General features: G+C 42.5%; 22 protein-coding genes. 15 read left to right on the forward strand and 7 right to left on the reverse strand.

From position 1 onward, the window contains the following. Positions 1 to 191 precede the first annotated feature (191 nt). The 9 genes from ACMUMQ_RS08985 (at position 192) to ACMUMQ_RS09025 (ending at position 9,571) form a co-directional block, all read left to right on the forward strand. Entirely contained in the window at positions 192 to 1,517 is a 1,326-nt protein-coding gene (locus ACMUMQ_RS08985) for an MATE family efflux transporter (protein ID WP_414681652.1), read from the forward strand. A gap of 880 nt (positions 1,518 to 2,397) precedes the next feature. Further along, entirely contained in the window at positions 2,398 to 3,501 is a 1,104-nt protein-coding gene (locus ACMUMQ_RS08990) for an ABC transporter ATP-binding protein (RefSeq protein WP_414681653.1), read from the forward strand. A 13-nt stretch (positions 3,502 to 3,514) separates the two neighbouring features. Beyond that, positions 3,515 to 4,471, forward strand: coding sequence for an ABC transporter permease (locus ACMUMQ_RS08995; RefSeq protein WP_414681654.1), 957 nt, complete (start codon positions 3,515 to 3,517; stop codon positions 4,469 to 4,471). Positions 4,472 to 4,482: 11 nt separating this feature from the next. Then, positions 4,483 to 5,364: a carbohydrate ABC transporter permease gene (locus ACMUMQ_RS09000; protein WP_414681655.1), complete on the forward strand. Its 882-nt coding sequence runs from the start codon at positions 4,483 to 4,485 to the stop codon at positions 5,362 to 5,364. Between the two features lie 43 nt (positions 5,365 to 5,407). Continuing rightward, on the forward strand, positions 5,408 to 6,967 hold the full coding sequence (locus ACMUMQ_RS09005) for a type 2 periplasmic-binding domain-containing protein (RefSeq protein WP_414681656.1): 1,560 nt from the start codon (positions 5,408 to 5,410) through the stop codon (positions 6,965 to 6,967). A gap of 181 nt (positions 6,968 to 7,148) precedes the next feature. Beyond that, on the forward strand, positions 7,149 to 7,826 hold the full coding sequence (locus ACMUMQ_RS09010; protein WP_414681657.1) for a MotA/TolQ/ExbB proton channel family protein: 678 nt from the start codon (positions 7,149 to 7,151) through the stop codon (positions 7,824 to 7,826). Further along, a complete protein-coding gene (locus ACMUMQ_RS09015; protein ID WP_414681658.1) occupies positions 7,816 to 8,238 on the forward strand; it encodes an ExbD/TolR family protein in 423 nt (140 codons plus the stop codon). The genes ACMUMQ_RS09010 and ACMUMQ_RS09015 overlap by 11 nt, the downstream gene beginning before the upstream one ends. Further along, on the forward strand, positions 8,235 to 8,666 hold the full coding sequence (locus ACMUMQ_RS09020) for an ExbD/TolR family protein (protein ID WP_414681659.1): 432 nt from the start codon (positions 8,235 to 8,237) through the stop codon (positions 8,664 to 8,666). The genes ACMUMQ_RS09015 and ACMUMQ_RS09020 overlap by 4 nt, the downstream gene beginning before the upstream one ends. Continuing rightward, positions 8,663 to 9,571 (forward strand): energy transducer TonB, encoded by a 909-nt coding sequence (locus ACMUMQ_RS09025; RefSeq protein ID WP_414681660.1) that lies wholly within the window; start codon positions 8,663 to 8,665, stop codon positions 9,569 to 9,571. Before ACMUMQ_RS09020 ends, ACMUMQ_RS09025 begins: the two co-directional genes overlap by 4 nt. Before the next feature lie 76 nt (positions 9,572 to 9,647). Here ACMUMQ_RS09025 and mltA read toward each other — a convergent pair whose 3' ends face one another. Both mltA and ACMUMQ_RS09035 read right to left on the reverse strand, forming a co-directional pair. Beyond that, complete coding sequence (mltA, locus tag ACMUMQ_RS09030) at positions 9,648 to 10,847, reverse strand: murein transglycosylase A (RefSeq protein ID WP_414681661.1); 1,200 nt, start codon at positions 10,845 to 10,847, stop codon at positions 9,648 to 9,650. Positions 10,848 to 11,008: 161 nt separating this feature from the next. Continuing rightward, on the reverse strand, positions 11,009 to 11,590 hold the full coding sequence (locus ACMUMQ_RS09035) for a DNA-J related domain-containing protein (RefSeq protein WP_414681662.1): 582 nt from the start codon (positions 11,588 to 11,590) through the stop codon (positions 11,009 to 11,011). Positions 11,591 to 11,698: 108 nt separating this feature from the next. On the opposite strand from ACMUMQ_RS09035, the gene ACMUMQ_RS09040 reads away from it, so the two are divergent. The 6 genes from ACMUMQ_RS09040 to ACMUMQ_RS09065 all read left to right on the forward strand — a co-directional run bounded on the left by ACMUMQ_RS09040 (position 11,699) and on the right by ACMUMQ_RS09065 (position 17,754). Next, positions 11,699 to 12,376 carry a zinc metallopeptidase gene (locus ACMUMQ_RS09040; protein ID WP_317005311.1) on the forward strand — a complete coding sequence of 226 codons (678 nt, stop codon included), beginning with the start codon at positions 11,699 to 11,701 and terminating at the stop codon, positions 12,374 to 12,376. Positions 12,377 to 12,609: 233 nt separating this feature from the next. Further along, entirely contained in the window at positions 12,610 to 14,544 is a 1,935-nt protein-coding gene (locus ACMUMQ_RS09045; RefSeq protein WP_414681663.1) for a bifunctional 2',3'-cyclic-nucleotide 2'-phosphodiesterase/3'-nucleotidase, read from the forward strand. Positions 14,545 to 14,684: 140 nt separating this feature from the next. Beyond that, positions 14,685 to 16,310 (forward strand): ATP-binding protein, encoded by a 1,626-nt coding sequence (locus ACMUMQ_RS09050; protein WP_414681664.1) that lies wholly within the window; start codon positions 14,685 to 14,687, stop codon positions 16,308 to 16,310. Further along, positions 16,307 to 16,984 (forward strand): response regulator, encoded by a 678-nt coding sequence (locus ACMUMQ_RS09055; RefSeq protein ID WP_414681665.1) that lies wholly within the window; start codon positions 16,307 to 16,309, stop codon positions 16,982 to 16,984. The genes ACMUMQ_RS09050 and ACMUMQ_RS09055 overlap by 4 nt, the downstream gene beginning before the upstream one ends. A gap of 95 nt (positions 16,985 to 17,079) precedes the next feature. After that, complete coding sequence (locus ACMUMQ_RS09060) at positions 17,080 to 17,340, forward strand: EF-hand domain-containing protein (RefSeq protein WP_414681666.1); 261 nt, start codon at positions 17,080 to 17,082, stop codon at positions 17,338 to 17,340. Positions 17,341 to 17,361: 21 nt separating this feature from the next. Continuing rightward, a complete protein-coding gene (locus ACMUMQ_RS09065; RefSeq protein WP_414681667.1) occupies positions 17,362 to 17,754 on the forward strand; it encodes a DUF6515 family protein in 393 nt (130 codons plus the stop codon). A 75-nt stretch (positions 17,755 to 17,829) separates the two neighbouring features. On the opposite strand, the gene betA is transcribed toward ACMUMQ_RS09065, so the two are convergent. The 5 genes from betA to ACMUMQ_RS09090 form a co-directional block, all read right to left on the reverse strand. Next, a complete protein-coding gene (betA, locus tag ACMUMQ_RS09070; RefSeq protein ID WP_414681668.1) occupies positions 17,830 to 19,497 on the reverse strand; it encodes a choline dehydrogenase in 1,668 nt (555 codons plus the stop codon). A 12-nt stretch (positions 19,498 to 19,509) separates the two neighbouring features. Next, positions 19,510 to 20,967: a betaine-aldehyde dehydrogenase gene (betB, locus tag ACMUMQ_RS09075; RefSeq protein WP_414681669.1), complete on the reverse strand. Its 1,458-nt coding sequence runs from the start codon at positions 20,965 to 20,967 to the stop codon at positions 19,510 to 19,512. A 435-nt stretch (positions 20,968 to 21,402) separates the two neighbouring features. After that, positions 21,403 to 23,118, reverse strand: coding sequence for a bifunctional ornithine lipid synthase OlsF (gene olsF, locus ACMUMQ_RS09080; RefSeq protein ID WP_414681670.1), 1,716 nt, complete (start codon positions 23,116 to 23,118; stop codon positions 21,403 to 21,405). A 152-nt stretch (positions 23,119 to 23,270) separates the two neighbouring features. Beyond that, on the reverse strand, positions 23,271 to 23,453 hold the full coding sequence (locus ACMUMQ_RS09085; protein ID WP_414681671.1) for a hypothetical protein: 183 nt from the start codon (positions 23,451 to 23,453) through the stop codon (positions 23,271 to 23,273). A gap of 142 nt (positions 23,454 to 23,595) precedes the next feature. Continuing rightward, entirely contained in the window at positions 23,596 to 23,778 is a 183-nt protein-coding gene (locus ACMUMQ_RS09090) for a PFL_1563 family small protein (protein ID WP_024025667.1), read from the reverse strand. Between the last annotated feature and the right edge of the window lie 120 nt (positions 23,779 to 23,898).

The raw sequence follows: 23,898 nt of genomic DNA on the forward strand, positions 1-23,898 counted from the left end.
GTTATCTTGTTATTTCAATATCTTATAGCGCTACTAAATTGCAGCTCAGATTGTATTTTTCCTCTGCTGCAATACACACAGCTATCATTTAGCCTGCAATCCTCCCGTCATCAGATTGAAATAGACTTTATTTATCCAAGCCTTTTTAAATAGGGTAAAATTACCACTAATTTTTACCGTTAGAGTTTTTTATGTCCTCCCAAGTGTCTTCATCTGCTTCTTTAGGGAAGCAACTATTTTCCATGACTTGGCCAATGCTTTTTGGCATTTTGTCTCTGATGAGTTTTCAGTTAGTCGATAGTGCTTTTATTGGTCAGTTAGGTGTTCTTCCACTTGCTGCTCAAGGCTTTACTTTACCCATTCAAATGGTGGTGATTGGGTTGCAAGTAGGTTTGGGGATTGCCACGACGGCAATCATCGCGAGGGCGCTTGGTGCTGGGAATATTCGCTATAGTAGGCAGTTGGGCGGATTGGTTCTCATGATTGGCGGTGTTGGTATCGCATTATTTTGTGTGCTGATTTGGCTTTTACGTGAACCTATTTTACTTTTGTTAAGTGCGCCTGAGGCTGTGTTTCCTGTGGTTGAGTCTTATTGGCCTCACTGGTTATTGAGTGCTTGGGTTGGAGCCTTCATATATTTCTATTACAGCTTATGTCGAGCCAATGGAAACACCTTGTTGCCCGGCATTATGATGGTGCTGACCAGTGTGTTGAATTTATTACTCGATCCGATTTTTATTTTTACGCTTGGCCTTGGTTTGAATGGTGCAGCAATGGCGACTACGGTCGCATTTAGTGTTGGGGTTTTAGTTGTGGCTCCTCTTGTAAAACGAAGAGATTGGGTGACCTTTGATTGGAAAGACTTGAACGTAAAGGAGAGCCTGTTATCGATTGGTCATATTATGGGGCCTGCGATGATAAGCCAATTGTTGCCGCCGGTTTCCTCCATGCTTGCGACTAAACTGATTGCTGGTTTTGGTACGGCAGCAGTAGCGGCTTGGGCGTTAGGGTCAAGATTCGAATTCTTTTCGATAGTTGTGGTGTTAGCGCTTACTATGTCTATGCCTCCTATGGTTGGGCGACTTCTTGGCGCGAAGGAAATAAAAGACATTCGTCAGCTCGTATCGCTTGCTTGCCGTTTCATACTGGTCTTTCAGTTCCTTGTTGCGATTGGAACACTTTTGGCGTCTGGCTTTTTATCCCACTTAATGGCGAGTGATAAAGCCGTATCAGATATCCTAAATTGGCATTTAATGCTGGTGCCGATTAGTTTAGGCGCGTTAGGTGTTTGCATGCTGATGGTGTCTGTATCAAATGCCTTGGGGCGTTCGTACTCTGCGCTGACTATTTCTGCACTGCGTTTATTTGCCTTCTTTATCCCTTGTCTGTGGATAGGAGCAGAATTGGCAGGCTTAAAAGGGCTTTTTATTGGCGTGTTAGTTGGGAACTTGCTAGCAGGAATATGTGCTTGGTGGATGTATCAACACATTATAGAGAAGCTTGAAAAGAACGATTAAGTGAAAATATATATTGAATTTACTTATATAAAACGGGCTTTTGATTGACTCCTCAGTTCTTTGATCTCTGATTTTGTTTTCCTCATTCTTATTAAGCGGTCTGCAAAGATCGCTTCTTTTGTAACAGTATATAAACCCCCTTCCTAGTGCTCGTAGCAAAAATACGAGACGAGTCTATATATCGAATTATTTTCTATTCTGAGCCTTTCTATATTTGTCATACAAAACAAGAGTTTGCTTTTATTGGCAGTGATTAGAGAGACAGAATCTGATTATGGAGGAAGAAAAAGCGCGTCTATTACACTTTTTTACACTAGGCTGTTCGAGTTAGATGTCTGCATATTAGTTGTATTGATATAGCACTTTGAGGAACGGAATAATTTTCATTTCATTGAAAAAAAAGGCTGTACTCAAGATTTAAATTGAGTGTATATTGTAAGACAAATAACTATAAACAACCTAAATTTGGGCTTTTCCGTATCTTCATTGTCATGAAATGGTAAGGCTGAAAAAGGTGCTAATATGATAAAAATAATAAATAAAATGAATAAACACGTCATCACTCCTATCTCTTTTCGAGATTGTTTTTCAATGAAACAGTCTTGTGCAACAGGTCGTATCTCGTCTGCTTTGCACGTATTTTCCTTATTTTCACTTTCTCATTTTTTGGTGCTTTTTGCTTTGCGCAAAGAGGCTGGGATGGTCAGTGCCTTATCTCTTAATACTTTTAAGTTACCTCTAAGTTTACCTGTACAGCCTTGTTCTGTGCGGAGCTTTGGTAGCTCTTAGTTTCACCTGCCGCTGATGGCTTAATGTATTCAGTGACAATAGAAAACACTCCAATATTTAACAAAAACAAAAAAAGGTTGTTTAAAAAAGTATGTCTTCAAATCCTAATGTAACTCTTAATAAAGTCTACAAGCGCTATGGTGACGTTGAGGTTGTTAAAGGTATCGACCTTGCCATAGAGAAAAAAGAATTTATCGTTTTGGTTGGCCCATCTGGTTGTGGTAAATCGACAACATTGAGAATGATCGCTGGCCTAGAAGGTATTTCTGATGGTGAAGTAGGTGTCGCGGGTCGTGTTGTGAATAACGTTGCTCCGAAAGATCGTGACGTAGCCATGGTTTTCCAAAACTATGCCTTGTATCCACACTTAAACGTGTACGACAACATTTCATTTGGCTTGAAACTAAGAAAAGCGAACAAAGAAGAAGTGGAAGCTTCCGTGAAAGAGGCGTCTTCTATTCTTGGTCTGGATCAATATCTAGAGCGTCGCCCAGCTGACTTGTCTGGTGGTCAACGCCAACGTGTTGCTATGGGGCGAGCTATTGTTCGTAAACCAGAAGTGTTCTTGTTTGACGAGCCACTATCTAACCTTGATGCAAAACTGCGTACTCAAATGCGTGCTGAAATTAAGCGTTTGCACAAGCGTTTAGGTGTGACGACAGTTTATGTAACCCATGACCAAGTAGAAGCGATGACGCTTGCTGATCGTATCGTGATTATGCGTGACGGTAAGATTGAGCAAATTGGTTCGCCAATGGAAGTATTTACTAAACCTGTAAATACCTTTGTTGCTAGCTTTATGGGTAGTCCACCGATGAACCTAATTAAAGGTGTAATGGTACAAGAGGAAGCAGGCTTCTTTATTAAGCTAAAAGATACCAAAGTACCTGTACCAGCACGAGAAGGTTGCACCTTTACAGAAGGTCAGAAAGTTTATTTAGGTATTCGTCCAGAAGATATGTACCTAAGCAGTAATGGATTAAACAATTTTGAACGTATTAGTTGTCATGTTGATCTTGTTGAGCCACTAGGCGCTGAAGCTTTGCTTCATATCAAGCTTGATGGACAAGATGCTGTTGTTAAAACGGATAGTCGTAATACATCTATTGATGAAATGAGCGAAAGCTCAGAGATATTTCTGAATTTAGATTACTTACACATTTTCGATGGCGTAACAGAAAACTCAATATACTAATAATAGGTTCAATATGAATAAATTAGATACTAACAAGCAGGGAGCGTCCTCTTCGATGAGTCCTCTCGCTGCTTTATTAGGAAAAATAAAAGCAGATTGGCAAGTATATGTGTTGCTGGCGCCAATGATCATTTGGTTTATCGTGTTTTTATATGTCCCAATGGGGGGATTACAAATAGCGTTTAAAGACTTCAGTTTGTTCCGTGGAATATCGGGCAGTAGCTGGGTAGGTTTTGAACACTTTTACACCCTCTTTGAAGACGAAAACTTTTTGCGAGCAATCCAAAATACGTTCGTGATTAGTTTTTATGGGCTAATCTTCGGTTTTCCTATTCCGATCATGCTCGCTTTGATGTTTAACGAAATTCACCATTTCGTGTTCAAACGAGTGGCTCAGACTATCGCTTATTTGCCTCACTTTATCTCTGTGGTTATCGTGGCAGGTTTGGTCATTAGCTTCCTATCTCCAACAACAGGTATTGTTAACCTGACATTGGATGCTTTAGGTTTTGATAAGATCTATTTCTTAACAAACCCTGAATATTTCCGAGCAATTTTCATCGGAAGTAATATATGGAAAGAAGCTGGTTTTGATTCCATCGTTTATCTTGCAGCCATTGCAAGTGTTAACCCATCTTTATATGAATCAGCAAAAGTAGATGGCGCGACACGTTTTCAAATGATGTACAAAATTACCTTGCCAACTATTCTGCCGACGATCTTGATCATGCTTATTATTAAAATAGGTAACATGGTTGAGGTAGGTTTTGAATATATTATTCTTTTGTACCAACCATCCACTTTTGAAACGGCAGATGTCATTAGTACCTATATCTATCGAGTAGGTTTACAGGGCAGCCAATATGATGTTGCAACTGCTGCTGGCTTATTTAACGCTGTTGTTGCTTTCGTAATGGTATATGCAGCGAACTGGTTAAGCCGTAAATACTCATCGTCTTCTTTGTGGTAGGGGTAAAATAAATGTCAGATTTTAATTTATATTCACGAGGCGATAAGATTTTTGGCTATGCCAATATGTTCCTTATTGCATTATTTGTACTTAGTACGCTTTACCCATTTATTTACATTGCTGCTGCTTCGATTAGTTCTGGCTTTGCTGTGTCATCTGGTCAGGTGGTGTTTTTCCCGAAAGATATTACCTTTGCCGCCTACGATAAAGTATTGAGCGATGTGGTTTTTTGGAAGTCTTATGCGAACACTTTCTTCTATACCATCTTCGGTACATTGGTGAGTTTAGCGATTATTATTCCTGGATCTTATGCGTTATCCCGACCTCAATTAGTAGGCAGAAGATATTTTAACTTCTTCATCGCTTTTACTATGTGGTTCAACGCCGGAATGATTCCTTTCTTCTTGAACTTAAGAGATTTGGATTTATTAGATTCAAGATTCGGTATATTAATTGCGTTTGCTTGTACGGCATTTAATATCATTCTTTTAAGAAACTTCTTTGAAGCGATTCCTAAATCTTTTGAAGAAGCAGCACGAATGGATGGTGCAGGTGATTTTAGTTTGCTGTGGAAAGTATTTATTCCACTTTCAAAACCAGCCATTGTGACCGTTGCACTATTTTGTATTGTTGCTCGTTGGAATGGATATTTTTGGGCCATGATTTTGCTTCGTGAGGAAGACAAAATTCCTCTACAGGTATATTTAAAACGTATCATTATCGAAGCTAACATGGACGATGAATTCGCTAGTACTTTGTTATCAAGTAGTTATTCTTTTGAAACAATTGTTGCTGCGATTATTGTGGTTTCCATCATTCCAGTTCTTCTGGTTTATCCATACCTTCAGAAGCATTTCAACAAAGGTATTATGATGGGTGGGGTTAAAGAGTAAGGTTTGTTTTTTCAAAATATAAATATAATAAATGGAGAAAAAAATGATAAATAAAATACTACCGTCTACTGCAATCGCGCTAGCTTTAGCTGCGACGTCAGGAGCATCTGTAGCTGCAGGTGATGATGACAAATATAAAGTGACAGATAAGCCGCTAGAACTGACTATTCACATGCACTTCCGTAACAAGTATGCATGGGATGAAAACTGGCCTGTCGCGAAAGAATACGAAAAGTATACGGGTGTCCGTCTGAAAGGTGTGGCGTCTAAGATTGGTACGAATAGCCAAGAGTTGTTCAACCTAATGTTGGTTTCTGGCAACTTGCCTGACATCGTTGGCGGTAACAGTCTGAAAGACAGCTTTATCCAATACGGTATGGAAGGCGCATTTTTACCTTTAAATGACCTGATCGATAACTACGCGCCAAATATCAAAGCGTATTTTGAAAAGAACCCTGATATTAAGAAAGCCATTACCGCGCCAGACGGAAATATTTACCACATGGCTTATTTCCCTGATGGTCAGGCGGCTCGAGCGTACTATATTCGTCAAGATTGGTTGGATAAATTAGGTCTTGAGCAACCAGAAACCGTTGATGAGTTGTATGAAGTGTTAAAAGCGTTTCGTGATCGTGATCCAAATGGCAACGGCAAGCAAGATGAAGTGCCTGCTTTCTTCCGTCATTGGGAAGAAATGATTCGTATGGTTACGCTTTGGGATGCTCGTACAACAGGTACAGACAGCTACCACCAGTTCTACATTGAAGGTCACGACAAAGTGAAACACGGTTACGTCGATGAAACTTACCGCACAGGTATTCGTAATCTAGCGAAATGGTACAAAGAAGGTCTGATCGATAAAGAAGTATTTACTCGTGGTTCTAAAGCTAGGGAATACCTATTAGGTAACAACCTTGGCGGTATGACTCATGACTGGTTTGCGAGCACAGCAGGCTATAACGACAGCTTGAAAGAAACCATTCCAGGCTTTGATTGGATTCCAATGGCGCCACCTGCGTCACCGTCTGGCGTGAGAATGGAAGAAAACGGCCGTACAACAGTGAAACCGGATGGCTGGGCGTTGACTTATTCAAACAAAGATCCGATTGCTAGTATCAAATACATGGACTTCATCTTCACTGAAAAAGGCCGCAATATTGCCAACTTTGGTGTAGAAGGTGTTCACTGGAATATGGTGGATGGCAAGCCAACTTATACACAAGAAGTATTAACAGATTCTCAACCTGTTAACTCTCAAATGTGGAGTGTTGGTGCGCAGATTCCAATCGGCTTCCGCCAGGATTACAACTACGAATGGCAATGGACGAATGAAATTGCTGCCAAAGGCATTGAGCTTTATACCGATAACAATTACATCATTGAGCAGTTCAACGGTGTTTCTATGACGGTTGCAGAGCGTCTAGTGTATGACAAGTACTGGCCAGGCATCCTAACTTACATGTTAGAGGCGCAACAGCGTTGGATTCTAGGCAGTGCCGATGTTGATGAAGAGTGGGATGACTACATCGCACGAATTAAGAAACTAGGCTACGACAAAGTACTGAAAGCTTATCAATCTGCTTATGATCGTCAATATAAGTAATAACAGGTAAGAAATTAAAAAGCGTCTCCATCGTGAGGCGCTTTTTTTATGTCTGAATTTTTATATCCAAATTAAGTTTTCATATCTTTTGCTAAATAATGAACTAATTAAATATCCATTGAAAATCTTCCTGATAATGAATATCATTTGTGTACTGTTTTTTATTATTTTGGAGAGAGTTGTGGAAGATTCAGTACAGCAAAAAATAATTGATTTTTTGCAAGTAGGTGGCCCAGTTGTATGGATACTAATGGTTTTTTCTGTTGTTGCCTTAACCATTGTACTCTTGAAATTATGGCAGTTCTCATCGCTACGCGCAGAAAGCTTGAAAACCTCGCAACTTGCGTTGGATGATTGGCGAAATGGTGCTCGTGAAGAATCCCTACAAAAATTAGATGAAAAGCGCCCAATTGATGCGCTTGTTGGCTATTCAATGCGTGCTGTATTAGAAGCAAAAAGCAACGTTGAATTGATTCGTGAAGAAGTTGAACGTCGTGCGATGAATCAACTTAGCCTGTTTCGTTCTTTCCTTCGCCCATTAGAAATTATCGCCACTTTGAGTCCATTATTGGGTTTGCTTGGTACCGTATTGGGTATGATTACCGCGTTCCAACAAATGGAAGGCGCAGGCAGCCAAGTGGATCCTTCGGTATTATCTGGTGGTATTTGGCAGGCTCTTTTAACCACAGCGGTTGGTTTGGCTGTTGCGATTCCTGTCGTGACGTTGCAAAGCTGGCTTGAGCGAAAAGTAGAACGCATTGCTCATAATATGAATGACGCAGTGACTCAGGTTTTTACTAGCAAAGAAGCCAAAGAACTTGTTGAAAAAGCAGCAAAAGAGATGCTGCATGCCGCTTAATCTATCTCAACCCAAACGCAAGAATGCGATCAGTCTGACACCACTTATCGATGTGGTGTTCATTCTATTGTTGTTCTTTATGTTGACCTCAAGCTTTGTTCCTTGGCGCATCGTAGACACACCTTTATCTGTTCCTTCTGCGGATGAAAAACCAGCAGAAGAGAAAGAAAACATCATCCTGACGTTAAAGCAGAATGATGGTCAAGTGTGGGTTGAAGATCGCGCGGTGAACCTTGCAGATCAAACATATTTCCAAACGCTCATCGCAGATTACAATGAAGGAACTTTTGTTATCAAAGCGGAAGAAGGTGTCACACTCCAAACCCTGATGAACTTGGCAGACCGTTTAAAGTTGAATGGTGCTGAAAATGTCTCGATTGCTAACGCCTTTTCTATGCCGGAGGCACAATGAAGATAGGTCAAAAGTACGCAGCGAGAGCGGCGAGCAACGATGACAACATGGTGCCTTTAATCAACGTTGTATTCTTGATGTTGGTCTTTTTCATGGTCGCAGGGCAAATTAAAAAAGCAGATCCTATTGCGGTTATACCTCCTAACTCAGTGAATGATACTAGGGCAGCGACGGATCCGAACGTTGAAATTGTCGTTGGTGCAGACAGTGTTCTGTATGTTGATGACGAGTTGAAAACCGTTGAAAACGTACAAGCCTATTTAGAAGAAGCCTTTGAAGCTTCCGCTGATAAAGATGGTTTTTGGGTTCAAGTTAAAGCAGATGGCGATATTCCACTGGAAGAGCTTCGTCCAATCTTTAACCAAGTTCGTTTAGCTGGCCTGACAAAAGTCAGCTTGGCGACACAGCATGCGCGAGGTCATGAATGATTTCGACACGTCATTGGATTATCGCTGGTGGCCTAGCAGTTTCTGTTCATGCGGGCGCATTTTATGCTGCCTTTTATTCTGTTCCAGAAGGCAGCGAGAATGTTGGTTATCAAGGCATCGAGTTTGGCCTTGGAATGGTTGGAGACTTAGGTGTTGCTTCGGATACGAGTGTTGCTCAAGAAGAAGTGCAAGAAGTCGAAGAGACGGAAATTATTGAACCAGACCCGATTGTGGAGCCAGAGCCAGTTGTTGAACCGGAACCTGAACCGATCGTTGAGCCTGAGCCTATTATTGAACCAGAGCCCGAGCCAGAACCAATTGTAGAACCTGAACCTGTGGTTGAACCAGAGCCTGAGCCGGTTGAAGTGAAGCAAGAGTCGCCTATTGAAATTGAAAAAGTAGAGCCTATTGTTGAGCCAGAGCCAGAGCCAGAGCCAGAGCCAGAGCCAGAGCCAGAGCCAGAGCCAGAGCCAGAGCCAGAGCCAGAGCCTAAAAAAGTTGAGAAGCCAGTAGCAAAAGCAGCGCCACAACCTGTAGCTCCGCCTTCTGCTGCGAATCAAAAAGTCACAACAGGTACCGGAAATACGGTAACAACTGGAGGCAATCCAGGCGCGAAAGCCAGCTATTTCTCTAAACTGAAATCTATCTTGGCAAACAACAAGCGTTATCCAAGAGCCTCTAGACGTCGGAATGAAGAAGGTGTTGTTACCTTATCTTTTGTGGCACACGCAGATGGTTCGGTTTCTGATGTGAAAATATTAGAAAGCTCAGGTTATAAGCGTTTGGACAAAGCGGTTTTGGATATGATCAAAAAGTCTACGCCTTTACCTAAGTTTGAAGAAGGCATGACGGAAAGTGAGTTACGCATTAACTTGCCTGTATCTTTTAAGTTAAGCGACCTCTAATACGCAAATCTGTGATTCAACGTCTCTAAAAATGCCAAGCTTGAGTGATACAAGCTTGGCATTTTTGTTTTTAATATTAGCGTGCTGTAGTGGTGTTTTGCGGTAATAACAACCACACCTTGCCAAAGTGTTTAAGCTGCCCTGCATGAAAATGCGCTTCTTCTCCAATGCCTTGATACCAATCGATATGTCCCGCACCTTTAATCGCACCGCCTTTGTCTTGAGCCAACAAGAGACGAAATTCATGGCCGATTAGGTTTCCATAGGAATCCAGTTTGGGAACTTGGGCTAATAAGATAGAGCCTAGAGGAATGACACTTGGATCAACTGCTGCAGAATACAATGGTGTGAGTGGTACATTTGCCGCACCGACAGGATTTTGAGGGCCTTCACTGAAAAATAAATAGCTTGGGTTAGACGAAAGAATGTCTCTCATGCGGTCTGGGTTGTCTGCTAGCCACTGGCGGATACTTTGAGCGGAGATGTCGGCTCGATCTATTTCACCTTGCTCGATTAATTCCTTTCCAATACTGCGATAAGGATGGCCATTTACACCGCCCCAAGAAAGGAGCTTTTGCTCTCCATCTTCGTACTCAACCACACCTGAGCCTTGCACATGCAAAAAGAAATTATCGACAAGATCTGATGTGTAGGCAATTTCTAAACCTTGCCCTGCTAATGCACTTTCAAAGTCGATTTCTTCCCGTGAAGGGAAGTTGCCATTTTCGTCTCTTTGGGTTGGTTTTCGATATAAGGGGTAACGGAACTCTTCATCGGGAAAATGGCGAACGGGTAAAATAGGCACGTAATAACCTGTTATTTGAACGTTGCCTCGCTCATCTTGTCCGGCTAATTGATGTGCTACTAGCTTTGGTTGCCTTGTTGGATTATCCAACCAATCTTGGAGTTCATTGGCAACAGTCCTTAGTTCTTCGGTTGAGGTTTGTGTGTTATCAAGCACATACTCTTTGTCAGAAATTCTGTTTAGATAAGTGATTTGCTGTTGTAGACCGTATCGGAATTCAGCGTCTGGGTAAGGCAAGCCTGGCGGAAGGCTTTCTTGTAAATACAAGGTGTCTCGCTTTAGTCCTGTGATGTCGCGTCCATTGTTTTCGAAGTCATTGGATTTATCAATTTCAGAAACACTGCAACTGATTAAAAAGGTACTGAAAGAGACGATGAAAAAGGGACGAAACAGATTCTGGTAGAGTGTGTTTTTTGAATGGGAAGATGATTGTTTAGAGCGGAAAATTTGTAGTACAGAGATGACATTCATAAAGGCTCGTTATTATAAAAAATGAAAATAAGTCGACGATGCGAATCGAAAAAAATGTATAAAATCAAATAGTGTAGCTAATCTGACAGCAAAGAAAGCATCAGGTTCATCTTGGGTATTTATCAAAGGGAAAGCAATATACAGAGGGCGTGTTTTACACTTTAATACATGAGGTATTCATAAGCCTGACGTAAGTCGATAAAACGGTCTTGATCACCACCTCGGTCTGGGTGATGTTGTTGAGCCAGTTTTCGGTACTGTTGTTTAATGTCTGCTTTCGTTGGATTTTCTGCGTCGATCTCTAGGATTTTAAGAGCCGAATTTCTATCACTTCCTGTCAAACTAATGCCTTTGAAAAAACTATTGAGTAGACGAGACACGCCATCCGCATCTGTTTTTTCGTATTCATCCCAATCGAGGTAATAAGCCGCTAGTTTAGCATCGACACTGTCACTGAGATGAGTGCTACCAGAAAGCTTTACTTGGGAGGCGCTAAACAAAGTAATGCGTGTGGCGGTAATATCAAGAACAAGGTTTTCCTCTTGCCATAAACTGGTTTGCAGTTGGTATAAGGCGTTCATAATGAGAAAGTGCTGTCGGAACAACTGCAGGTTGCTATCATCAGCAAGTTGGCTAAAAGCAGGTAAGAGATCCTTTAGTGCTTTTAGAATGTCAAACTCGCTAATTCCGTTTGGGCTTTTTTTCAAAATCGCCAAAATCGGTCCGACTAAAGGGTTTTTCATATCTCACTCTTATGCTGGTATGTTTAATACAGTGTATGTGATGAAACAGAAAAGGGTCAAAGTTACCCGTCATCTTTTATTGATTCGAAATAGGTTAAGGCAAAACTTATGTTGTGGGTTATTGGCATTATCATCGCGCTTTTGTTACTGGTTGGACCGAGTGCATGGGTAAAGTTTACCTTGAAGCGCTATGCAACCGATCGTGCGGATCTACCTGGAACCGGTGGCGAATTGGCGCAGCACTTTGTAAAACGTTTTGAGCTGGATGACGTCAAAGTTGAGACAACACAGGAAGGCCGAGATCATTTTGACTTTGGCCAGCATGTGGTTCGTCTTAGTCCTAGTGTCTTTAGTGGTCGATCCTTAACGGCGGTTGCTGTGGCGACTCATGAAATAGGTCACGCAATTGCTCATGAGAAAAAACAGAAAATCTCGCACCTAAGTTCAAGATATTTGCCCTTTGCGCATTTTGCTCGACGTATTACGGCTGGCTTGCTCATCGGCTGGCCACTGATTTCTGCCATACTGCATTTGCCTTATGCGGTTGCTTTGCATGCGCTTGTCGTTGGTTTATCAGGTCTTTTAGCTGTAGTGGTTCAGTTGGCAATCTTGCCTGAAGAATGGGACGCCAGCTTTAATAAAGCCTTGCCTATCTTGGCTGAAGGAAATTACATTCCCCAAGAAGACTTACCCAAAGTGAAGAAAATCTTAACTGCCTGTGCAATGACTTACGTTGCAGCGGCTTTGGTGAGAGTGCTATTTGTTTGGCGCTGGTTTAAGCGTTAAGAGTGATTGAAAGGTATTAACATTCCTGCTCACTCTTTCCTTGATAGACCGTTTCTCTGATAAGATTGAATCTCAGAAGACTTATTCGCACCTTCCTTAATCTAAGTAACCTTTTCCCTCTTTGACTTGTCACAAAAAAGGCATGAAGTTCGCATAAAATCGCCTTACTATGAAAGCTGACTTTTTGGTTAGTATTTATCATCAAAAACTATTTTGCTTTATGGAGTAATGTCATGACATTGTTTTTTCCTAGGAAGGCGTCTGTTTTAGCTTCTTCACTTCTTTTTGCATCGCTTGCCCAAGCAGCCACTATTGACTTACGAGTCATGGAGACCACTGATATTCATATGAATTTAGTGGATTACGATTACTACGGTGATAAGCAAAGTGATGGAGTTGGCTTGTCCCGTGTGGCAACTTTGATCAAAGCGGCTCGTGCTGAAGTGACAAACTCTGTGTTGGTTGATAATGGTGATTTATTGCAAGGTACGCCTCTGGGCGATTATGTAGCAAAAGGACGAGTGCTGCGCTTTGGTGAAACACATCCAGCTTTTAAAGCGATGAACTTACTTGATTATGATGTGGGTAATATAGGTAATCATGAATTTAACTACGGTTTAGACTTTTTGATGAAGAGTTTGAGCGGAGCGAACTTCCCTTATGTGAATGCCAATGTCTATGTTGATGACGGTGATAACGACCCTTCTAATGATCAACCCTACTTTCAGCCTTACATTATTAAAGACAAAACCTTCGTTGATTCTGATGGTAAAACGCAAACGGTGAAAATTGGTTACATTGGTTTTGTGCCGCCGCAAATCATGACTTGGGATAAAGACAATTTAACCAGCCGAGTAATCGCAAAAGACATTGTTGAAACCGCGAATAAATACGTTCCAGAAATGAAAGCCAAAGGCGCAGATTTGGTTATCGCGATTCCTCACAGTGGCATGATGAATTCGCCTTATATGAAAGGTGAAGAAAATGCGTCTTATCATTTAGCCAAAGTAGATGGCATTGACGCTATTCTGTTCGGCCACTCTCATCGTATTTTTCCAGGTGACAAAGCATTAGACGCATTTGATGGTGTAGACGGTGAAAAAGGCACAGTGTTTGGAAAACCCGCCACTATGCCTGGCTTTTGGGGTTCTCACCTTGGTGTGATTGATCTGACGTTAGAGCCTTCTGGTGACGGTTGGAAAGTAGCGGATGGTAAAGCCGCTGTGCGTGCTATATCACGCAGAGAAGGGCGTAAGACCATTGCCTTGGTAGAAGCCGATGCAAGTATTAATGATGCTGTTGAAACCGAGCACCAAGGTACTTTAGCGTACATGCGTCGTAAAGTGGGTGAGTCCACCGCAGACATCAATAGCTTCTTTGCTCTTGTTCAAGACGACCCATCGATTCAGATCGTGAATAACGCACAAATTTGGTATGTGAAGAACATTGTGCGTGGCACATCTTATGAAGGCTTACCGATTCTATCGGCTGCAGCTCCCTTTAAAGCGGGCGGTCGAGGTGGTCCAGATTATTATACTGATGTGCCAAAGGGTGATATTGCGCTGAAAAACGTGAGTGATTTGTACATTTATCCAAACGATTTGAAGGTCGTAAAATTAACAGGTGAACAGGTTGTTGAGTGGTTAGAGCTTGCAGCTGGTCAGTTTAATCAAATCGATGCTGCTTCAAGTGCGCCTCAGAGTCTGGTGAATGCGGCTTTCCCGACTTATAACTTTGATGTCATTGATGGTATTTCATATCGTATTGATGTAACTCAGCCAGCACGTTACGACGGCGATGGTAAATTGGTCAATCCTAGCTCTCATCGTATTAAGAGTGTCATGTTCAACGGCAAAGCTTTGAATATGACAGATGACTTTTTAGTGGCGACGAATAATTACCGTGCCACTGGTGGCGGCCATTTTCCTAACTTATCAGGCGACACCATTGTGATTGACGCGCCAGATAAAAACCGAGATGTTGTTGCGAATTATTTGTTAAGCCAGAAAACCATCAATCCAGCGGCAGATAACAACTGGTCGTTTACGGACTTTGGCAAAGCAAAAGTACAATTTGTGACGTCTCCGAAAGCAAGAGACATGGCAAGCGACAAAATGTCGTATCAGTCTTTAGATGAAAATGGCTTTGCTGTGTTTGAGATGAAATAAGCCAAACGCTTATTTGATATAGAATTGAGAAGAGCACTGCTAGGTGTCTCTTCTTGGTTCTGTATTGATTTTTGGCAATTTTCTTTTTCCTTTCTACTTTTCTTATTGAATCTACATATTTGCTCTCTATTTTAAAGAGTATGATCAACTTCATATTGTCTAAAATAAGAGAGCAAACTGTTTCTGTGCGTATTCCAATTGTCACCAAGCTGTTTATTTCCCTGTTTGTTACCAGTGTTTTATTGGTAACCGGAATGGCGTTTCTGGTGAGTTATAGTTTCAAATCAGGGTTTCAAACTTACCTCAACAAACAGGAAGAAAAGCAAGTTGTTGAGTTAGCGGAAGGTGTTTCTCAATATTATTCCAGCGAACAAGGTTGGAAAATACTCAGAGAGCGACCTGAAGTATGGGCAGATCTTTTTGTCGAAATGAATAGTCCTTTACCTCCCAGACAAGAAAGAGGAATGCCAGATCGAGAAGGTTTTCCGTCACCAAATAACGGTTTTCCACGACCAGAAAGAGAAGGCTTTGAACCGCCAAATGGCAATTTCATGATGCCCGCGCCAAATGGCTTTGCGCCTCCTAATGACGGTATGCCAGTGCCGAGTGAAGAGCATTTTGCGGCTTCTGGTAGAGACAATGCCATGGAAGAAAATCTAAGCCCTTTGAGTCATCGCATTCATTTGGAAGATGCTCAACGCCACTGGATAACGGGTGTTCCATTAAAGGCGCAAGGTGAGGATTCAACTGAGCGTTTGGATGTGCCAATAATTGTAAACTCGAAAGCCGTTGGCTGGCTGGTTTTAGAGCAGAAAAGCTTACTGTCAGGAGAACTTGTTACTCAGTTCTATGAGCAACAACAAAGTAACTTATTTTGGATTATTGGTTTAGCGGGTTTTGCGTCTCTATTGGTTGCTTCGCTCTTGGTTCGCCATTTTCTTGCGCCGTTGCAGAACTTAAAGCAAGGCGCGAACGCATTGCTAGAAGGCAATTATGATTTTTCTTTTGGTCAACGAAGTAATGATGAATTTGGTGAATTATCGGACAGTTTTCAGTCTCTTATTGGCAGTTTGAAAGAACAAAAAGAAAGCCGCGAACAATGGCTGGTGGATATCTCTCATGAACTGCGAACGCCCATTGCGGTACTTCGTAGCGAGCTGGAAGCCATTCAAGACGGCATTCGTCAGGCGGATACACAAAGAATCGACTCCATGCATCATCAAGTGATGGGTCTAAGACGTTTAGTAGACGACCTTTATGTGTTATCGAAAACCGATTCTGGCGTGTATCAGATAGAAGTTAGCACGATTAACATCGGGCCTTTGGTTCAACGGGTAGTCAGCCAGTTTGAACCAAGAGTAGACGAAAAAAACTTGCAGATAGCATTAGATAAACCTGATCAAATTGCGTTTATAAAAGGCGATGAGAAAACCTTAGAACAACTTTTTGTTAACCTATTGGAAAACAGTTTGCGTTACACGGATGCTCCGGGGCGCATTTTGGTTTCTATTATTGAAGAGCCTAAGCAGGTTTTAATTCGTGTTGAAGACTCTTCGCCAGGTGTTGGAGAAGAGCATTTGCCTAACCTGTTTAAGCGTTTGTATCGAGTCGATAAATCCCGTAGCCGACAACATGGCGGCTCGGGTTTAGGCTTATCCATTTGTCGTAACATCGTCATGATGCATGGCGGTCATATTTCAGCAAAAGCTTCTGCATTAGGCGGATTAGCAATTGAAATCAGAGTAGAGAAAGTGAGTGAAGCATGAGTGAGAAAAAGAAATTTATCCTAGTCGTCGAAGATGAGCCGACGTTATCAGCCATTCTTTGCGAATATTTTGAACACGCTGGTTTTGAGGCGAAAAGCCTAGATGATGGCGCAGTGGTAGTGGATTTTGTGAAGCAAAACGCTCCAGATTTAATCATCTTAGACTTGATGTTGCCAAACCGAGGAGGTTTAGACATTTACCGTGATATTCGAACTTTTAGCCAAGTGCCTGTGATTATGGCAACGGCAAAAGTAGAGGAAATTGATCGATTGATTGGTCTTGAGCTTGGTGCTGACGATTACATCTGTAAGCCTTACAGTACTCGTGAAGTGGTTGTTAGAGCAAAAAACATCTTGCGCCGTAATGATGCGCCGGTTCAGGAAGAGCAAGGTGACCTAGTGATTAATGAGCTTTCCATGTCGGCTATTTTTCACCAAAAGGCTTTGTCGCTGACGCCTGCTGAATTTAGAATTTTATCTTTCCTATTTAAAAACAAAGGCAAGATTTTTAGCCGAGATCAGCTGATGGATAATATTTATACTGATCATCGTGTGGTTGCGGATCGAGCGATTGATAGTCACATCAAAAACCTACGCAAAAAGTTGGCTGATGTTGACCCATCGTCTGATTGCATTCGCTCTGTATACGGCGTCGGCTATAAGTTTGACGCCTAATTAGCGCTTTCTCCATACTGAATACAAACTTTCAAAATATACTTTCTTCGTTCCATTATTGAATTGTGTTTCGCAAAACACCGAAGGAAGTATGTATGAAATCGATATTCTCTAATTTATTCATTCCCGCGATGGCGGTTGCCACTTTGGCGTTTTTTTCTGTCAGTAGTATGGCCGCGAATCAGCCGCCTCCAGGCGAGCCACCTTCTTTTCAAGAGCTAGATAAAAACGGTGATAACCTTCTGACGAAAGACGAGTTGAGAGGCCCACTGTTAGACGATTTCGATCGCTTCGATGCAGACGGTAGTGGCTCGTTATCAGAAGATGAGATGCCAGAACCACCACAACATCGTTAAGTCAGGCCAAGGAGAAGGCTTATGGCTGCCCGTTCGATTCTCGTGTTGGTTTGTTGCTTAAGTTTGTCTGGTTGTGCTGTTGGGCCTAGAGGACACGGCGCGCCTTTTGGGTTATTCGCTCTGGGCGCTGGCATTGCCATAGGTTCAGTTTTGACGACCTTGCCCCATCGCCATGTTGTGGTTGATGACCGCACTTATTATTCCGATGGTGTTTTTTATCGAGACACACCTCGTGGTTACGTGGTTGTTACGCCAACACCGGGTGTTTGGGTAGATGATATTCCTGAAGAACACAGAGTCGTGCGGCGCAAAGACAAAGACTATTTCACCAGTAAAGGGGTTTGGTATCGGTTTGATGTGAAACGCAAACAGTACAAGGTGGTCGAAAGCCCTTTTGATGATGAGGATTATTAATACTTCTCTGAAAGCAAAAAGCCTCAAGATGAATGGCATCTTGAGGCTTTTTTATGAAGTCCGCAAATTACCTTATTAACGTTGCTTAGTTTCGTATTCTGGGTGAATCCAAACAGGCGCATCCAAACTGGGTAATGGGTCTTTTCCTAAAATCATGTCTGCCGCTTTTTCTGCCACCATGATGGTTGGCGCGTTTAAGTTTCCGTTGGTGATAGTCGGGAAGATAGACGAATCCACCACGCGAAGGTTTTCGATACCACGCACCTGACAGGCTTCATCTAAGACGGCCATTGGGTCGCTGTTATCGCCCATTTTACAGGTACAAGATGGGTGATAAGCGCTTTCTACGTTTTCTTTTACCCACTGATCAATGTCTTCGTCGCTTTGAATATGCATGCCTGGCTGAATTTCATCGCCACGGTATGCGTCTAAAGCGGATTGTTGAAGCACTTCACGAGTAAGACGAATCGTATCACGCCAGTCTTGTTTGTCTTGTTCGGTGGAAATGTAGTTGAATAAAATACGAGGCTTGGCGGTTGGGTCTGCAGACTCAATCCAAAGCTTACCGCGACTTTCAGGTTTGTTTGGTCCAACGTGGACTTGGAAACCATGACCTTCAAAGGCAGCTTGACCATCGTAGCGCATGGCCGCAGGTAAGAAGTGATATTGAATGTTAGGCCATTTCAAACCGGCTCGTGAGCGAATGAAGCCGCAAGATTCAAAATGGTTGGTCGCACCCAATCCACTTTTGAATAAGATCCAGCGGGTACCGATAAGACCTTTGCTGATCAAATCCAATTTACCGTTTAGTGTGACGGGCGTTTTGCACTTGTATTGGAAATAGACTTCCAAGTGGTCTTGTAAGTTCTCACCCACACCAGGCAATTCATGCACCAGTGGTACGCCTGCTTTTTCCAGTACGTCTTTTGGACCAATACCAGACAGTTGCAGCAACTGTGGAGAACCAACAGAACCCGCTGAAAGAATGACTTCTTTACTGGCGTCTGCTTGGCTAGTTTGACCATTTTTACTGAATTCAATGCCAACGGCTCTTTTGCCATCAAAAATAACTTTGTGGCTTAAAACACCAGTTTTTAATGTGAGGTTTGAGCGAGACATTGCACGACGCAAATAGGCATTCGACGTAGACGCACGAACGCCATTTTTTACCGTCATGTGCATTGGGGCAAAGCCTTCTTGGCGATGTCCATTGTAGTCTGCTGTTTCGCCGTAGCCAGCTTGGTTACCTGCATCAATGAAGGCTTGATAAAGCGGGTTGTAGGTCATGTTGTTGCCGTTATTGGTCGACAATGGGCCGTCGCCACCGCGATACAAATCTGCGCCGCCTTTCCAAGATTCTGCCTTTTTGAAATAAGGCAGACAGGTTTGGTAATTCCAACCTTTTGCGCCGCTTTCTTCCCATTGGTCAAAGTCGCACGCGTGACCGCGAACATACACCATGCCGTTGATAGAGGACGAGCCGCCTAGCACTTTACCGCGCGGGCAATGCATTTCGCGATTGTCTAAGCCTGGCTCTTTTTCTGTATGAAACTGCCAAGCGTATTTTTCTGTGTTCATTGGGTAAGACAAAGCTGTAGGCATTTGGATAAAGATACTTTTATCTGAGCCGCCCATTTCGAGTAGAAGGACCTTGTTTTCGCCACTTTCAGTGAGTCGATCCGCTAACACACAACCTGCGGAGCCGGCACCCACGATAATGTAATCGTATAGTTCGTTTGCCATAATATTTTCCGCTTAATAAGGGTTTTGAATGTCGTTTAAATCGACAAACACGCTCTTGGTCTGTGTGTAGTTGTATAAAGTGTCGATGCCGTTTTCGCGGCCAACGCCAGACTCTTTGTAGCCGCCAACAGGCATTTCAGCAGGAGAAGCACCCCAAGCATTGATCCAGCAAATCCCGGCTTGTAATTGATTGATTACACGATGAGCGCGAGCGAAATCTTTCGTGAAAACACCAGCCGCAAGGCCAAGCTTAGTATCGTTAGCGCGTTGAATGGCTTCGTCTTCATCGGTGAAGCTTAATATCGACATAACAGGGCCGAAAATCTCGTCTTGAACTTGTGGCATGTCATCCGTGCAATCTGTGAAAACCGTTGGCGCAACAAACGCGCCTTTGTCTAAACCGTTTTCTGTGACTTGATAACCACCGCAAAGCAAGGTTGCGCCGGCGTCTTTTGCCGCTTCGATGTAACCTAAGACTTTACTCATGTGGCCTTTAGAAATTAACGCACCGACTTGTGTGTTCATGTCCATTGGGTCGCCAATAATCATGGCTTCTGTGCGTGTTTTAAGTTCTTTGGTGAAGGCTTCCATTATGTCGGCGTGAACAAATACGCGTGTGCCGTTCGTGCAAACTTCTCCTTGGGTGTAGAAGTTTGCCAGCATAGCAGCAGAAACGGCTTGATCGACTGGCATATCAGGGAAGATGATCATAGGCGATTTACCACCCAGTTCCATAGTCACGTCTTTTAAAGATTGAGCAGAAGCGGCCATGACTTTTTTGCCTGTTCCGACTTCACCAGTGAAAGACACTTTGTCGATTTCTGGGTGTGCTGTGATCATTTGACCCGTTCGACCATCGCCTTGAATGACGTTAAAAACACCATTTGGTAAACCGGCTTGAGTATAAATTTCAGCGAGTTTAAGGGTAGTTAATGGCGTTTCTTCAGAAGGTTTGAAAATCATCGCATTACCTGCAGCAAGTGCAGGGCCAGATTTCCACATAGCGATTTGAATAGGGTAATTCCATGCGCCGATGCCTGCGCAAATACCGAGCGGTTCACGGCGAGTATAGAAAAAGTTGCCGTTGCCAAGGTCTTGGTAGTCGCCTTGGATTTTGTCTGCTAGGCCCGCGTAATATTCAATCACATCCGCGCCTGTTTGAATGTCGACACAAATGGCTTCTTGCAGAGGTTTACCTGTGTCTAGCACTTCTAGGCGAGCAAGTTCTTCATTGTTCTCTCTCAGCAATTCTGCTGCTTTTTTCAGGATGCGACCACGTTCAACACCTGTCATAGCAGCCCAGACTTTTTGACCTTGCTTTGCCGATTCAATAGCGGCATCTAGTTCTGCTTGGCCTGCATGTTCAACGGTGGCAATGACTTCGCCAGTAGCTGGATTAATGGTTTCAAAGTGTTCGCCGCTGGTGGATGCATGATAGCGACCATGAATGTATTGCTGCTGATGTGCCATGCTAGTAAACCTCTTTTTATTAAACGCTTATTCAATAAAAATATTCTACACGCTTTGTGAATGAAAGGCAGCTAAAGGAAAGGAATCCTTTGGAATAGGGCACTGAAATGGCAATTTTGCTTTTTTAGGTGTCGCCAATAGGCTTGTTTTTACGTTTAGGTTGGTCGAAAAATAAACAAAAAGACACATTTATAGGTGCAATTTAGCATCCGAAATGACGTAAAAACACATTCTTTTGTTGTGCCTCAACTACAATTAATGAACAACAAAAACAAAAAGAGGAGTGTCGTATGAGCTTACAAATGATAGTGCTAATTATTTTAAGCGTGATGCTAGTGGCGAAAATAGTCTATTTGGCGTTTTTTGTCCGTCCAGAGCATGATCATCAAAAAGATCACCATGCACATGGACACCATCATAATTCGAAACGGTAGTTTAGTTATGCCCGCGATAACGTTTGTGTTTCGCTTCTTTGACCGTATTTAAGTCTACTAAGACCAAGCCGTCTACACAGTAGCCAAAGTCAGCATCGACGCCAAAGTCTAAGAAGCGTACACCACCGGGCTCACATAACTCACTGTATTGTTTAAACAGAGTAGGAACACTGGCACCAAAGTGACCAAGTTGTTCTTTCAAAACCTTGAAGTCTTCTTCGTAATTATTCCCACAGAAAAGCCCTGAAATAATGTCCTTATGCTCTGCGCTGACTTGGTATGGCGTAAATGAGCGCGCCAAATGCTCTTTGTCCGAAAAATATAAGCTGTAAAAAGAAACAATAAAGTCCTTCGCTGCTTGAGGGTAATTGTTGCTCAAGCTGACAGGTCCAAACATGTAACGAATTTCAGGGTGTTTATTTAGATAAGCACCAATGCCGTACCATAAATAATCTAAACTGCGTTTGCCCCAATATTTCGGCTGAATGAAACTACGACCAAGTTCTATGCCTTGTTCGAAGTAAGGTTCCATGTCGCAGGAATACTGGAACAGCTCGGCACTGTAAATTTTATTTGGCTTTTCTTCTTTCATGTAACGAGCCACTTCACCAATGCGATAAGCGCCAACGATTTCGAGCTCTTCTTCATCCCAAAGGATTAAGTGGCGGTAATGTTGGTCGAACTTATCCAAATCCGAGCGTTCGCCAGTGCCTTCACCAACTTTGCGGAAGGCAATTTCACGCAAACGGCCAATTTCTTTCATGGTGACAGACATTGGATCGTAATCAAAAAGGTAGATTTGTTTGTTGTCTTTGGTGCTACCAAGGTGTTCGGATTGTTTCAGTTCGTGTTTGATTAACTGTCGATTTTGAGGGTGTTCGACGGTTTTCTCGGTTTTTAGTAATGGTTTTTTGCCTTTTGCGATACGGTACAAATGGCGTTTAACCAGTTTGTTTTTCTCTTTATCGCTAAGCGGTAGCTGTGCCAATTCTTGAATCGGAATGGCTTGACCGACTTGCATAGGAATTCTGCGATTCTTTTGACGGAACATTTCATTAGCAAGTTGGATGGTGGAAAGAGGGCGATAGACAATTGAGCTGGTGTAAAACAACATAGAGTTACGGCCACCAATGTGAACAGGCAATAACGGGCTGTTGGTTTTTTGTGCCAGTTTGAGGTAGTTCTGATTCCATTTCTGGTCTTTTACACCACTTGGAGAAATACGCGACACTTCGCCAGCAGGGAAGATAATCACGGCTTCTTCATTGTGCAGACAACTCATAATGGCTTTGAGTTGTTGACGACCTGTTTTGCCGCCGATGTTGTCGACAGGCAAAACGAGATTTCTTAATCCATCAAATCCCATGAGCAAATCATTTGCGACGATTTTTACATCAGGGCGAATTTCGCCAACCAATCTTAACAGAGCCAATCCGTCCAATGCGCCAAGAGGGTGATTGGCAATGATCATTGTGCGCCCGCTTGCAGGAATGTTGCGGCGATCTACTTGGCTAACGTGATAACTAAAGTTGAAATGATCTAACACACGATCAATAAATTCGAAGCCGACACAGCCGTCGTTTTTTTCCAGGAATTGGTTTACTTCACTTTCGTGGAATAAGCGTTTTAAGACGCTTAACGTAGGGCGTGTAATAAGGGGGCTTTTGTCGAAAAATTGAGGTGATTTGTTAGCAATCATTTGCTCGACTTGTATCACAGTGTTGCTCCGCTCTGAAAAGAATTTTTATGTTTTATAGGAGAGTAGAGTGAAAATGTGACAGCTAGGTGACAATTGTATGTCGAAAATGTGACCAGTTTGTATGTGAAATACAGTCGAGAAGAGCAGGAATCGTTTATTTAGAAAAAGTCTTATTCGTCTTTGTACGCGTAGAAAAAATTCCAAAGACAATAAAGGGTAAAACCGGCAGCAACCACTGCCCAGAATGGCTCGTTAGAAACCCATTCAAGAACCGACCAAGCAGCACAAAATACAGTGGCTGTGACTCGTCGCCATTTAGGGCGAAAAAAAGCGCGATCTGATTCTGTTAGCATAGGTTGATTTTCGTTCTATAAAAAGTCGGTTTATAAATTTGATGCGCCAACCTATTGTTTGTTTAGAGTTTTCTCTAAAACAGCGTTTATAGAGTTGGCGTACAAATGGAAAAAGCCAATAAGTTTAGGGAATCCAAAATGCTTATTGTGCCTTTGTTTTACTGTTACCTAGAGAGATATGACGTGAGCCTGTTAGTTGAGATTGACCGCTAACACCTGAGTCGATTTTATCTATCTGTCCACCGCGAGCAAGGAACTCCTGCATCTGCTTTTCAATGGATTCCGAAGTTTCCGAAGCAGCTGGCTGTTTCTTTTTAGTTGCCATAATAAATAGTCCTTGTTATTTGAGTGAACAAGGACTATATCAGAAATTCAGTCAACTTGCCTGTTATTGGTTAGTGTTTAGCCACATAAGCTACTGTTTTACTGTGAAAATCACGACTAT

This window comes from Marinomonas algae, assembly GCF_047525555.1.
Taxonomy (GTDB): Bacteria; Pseudomonadota; Gammaproteobacteria; order Pseudomonadales; family Marinomonadaceae; genus Marinomonas.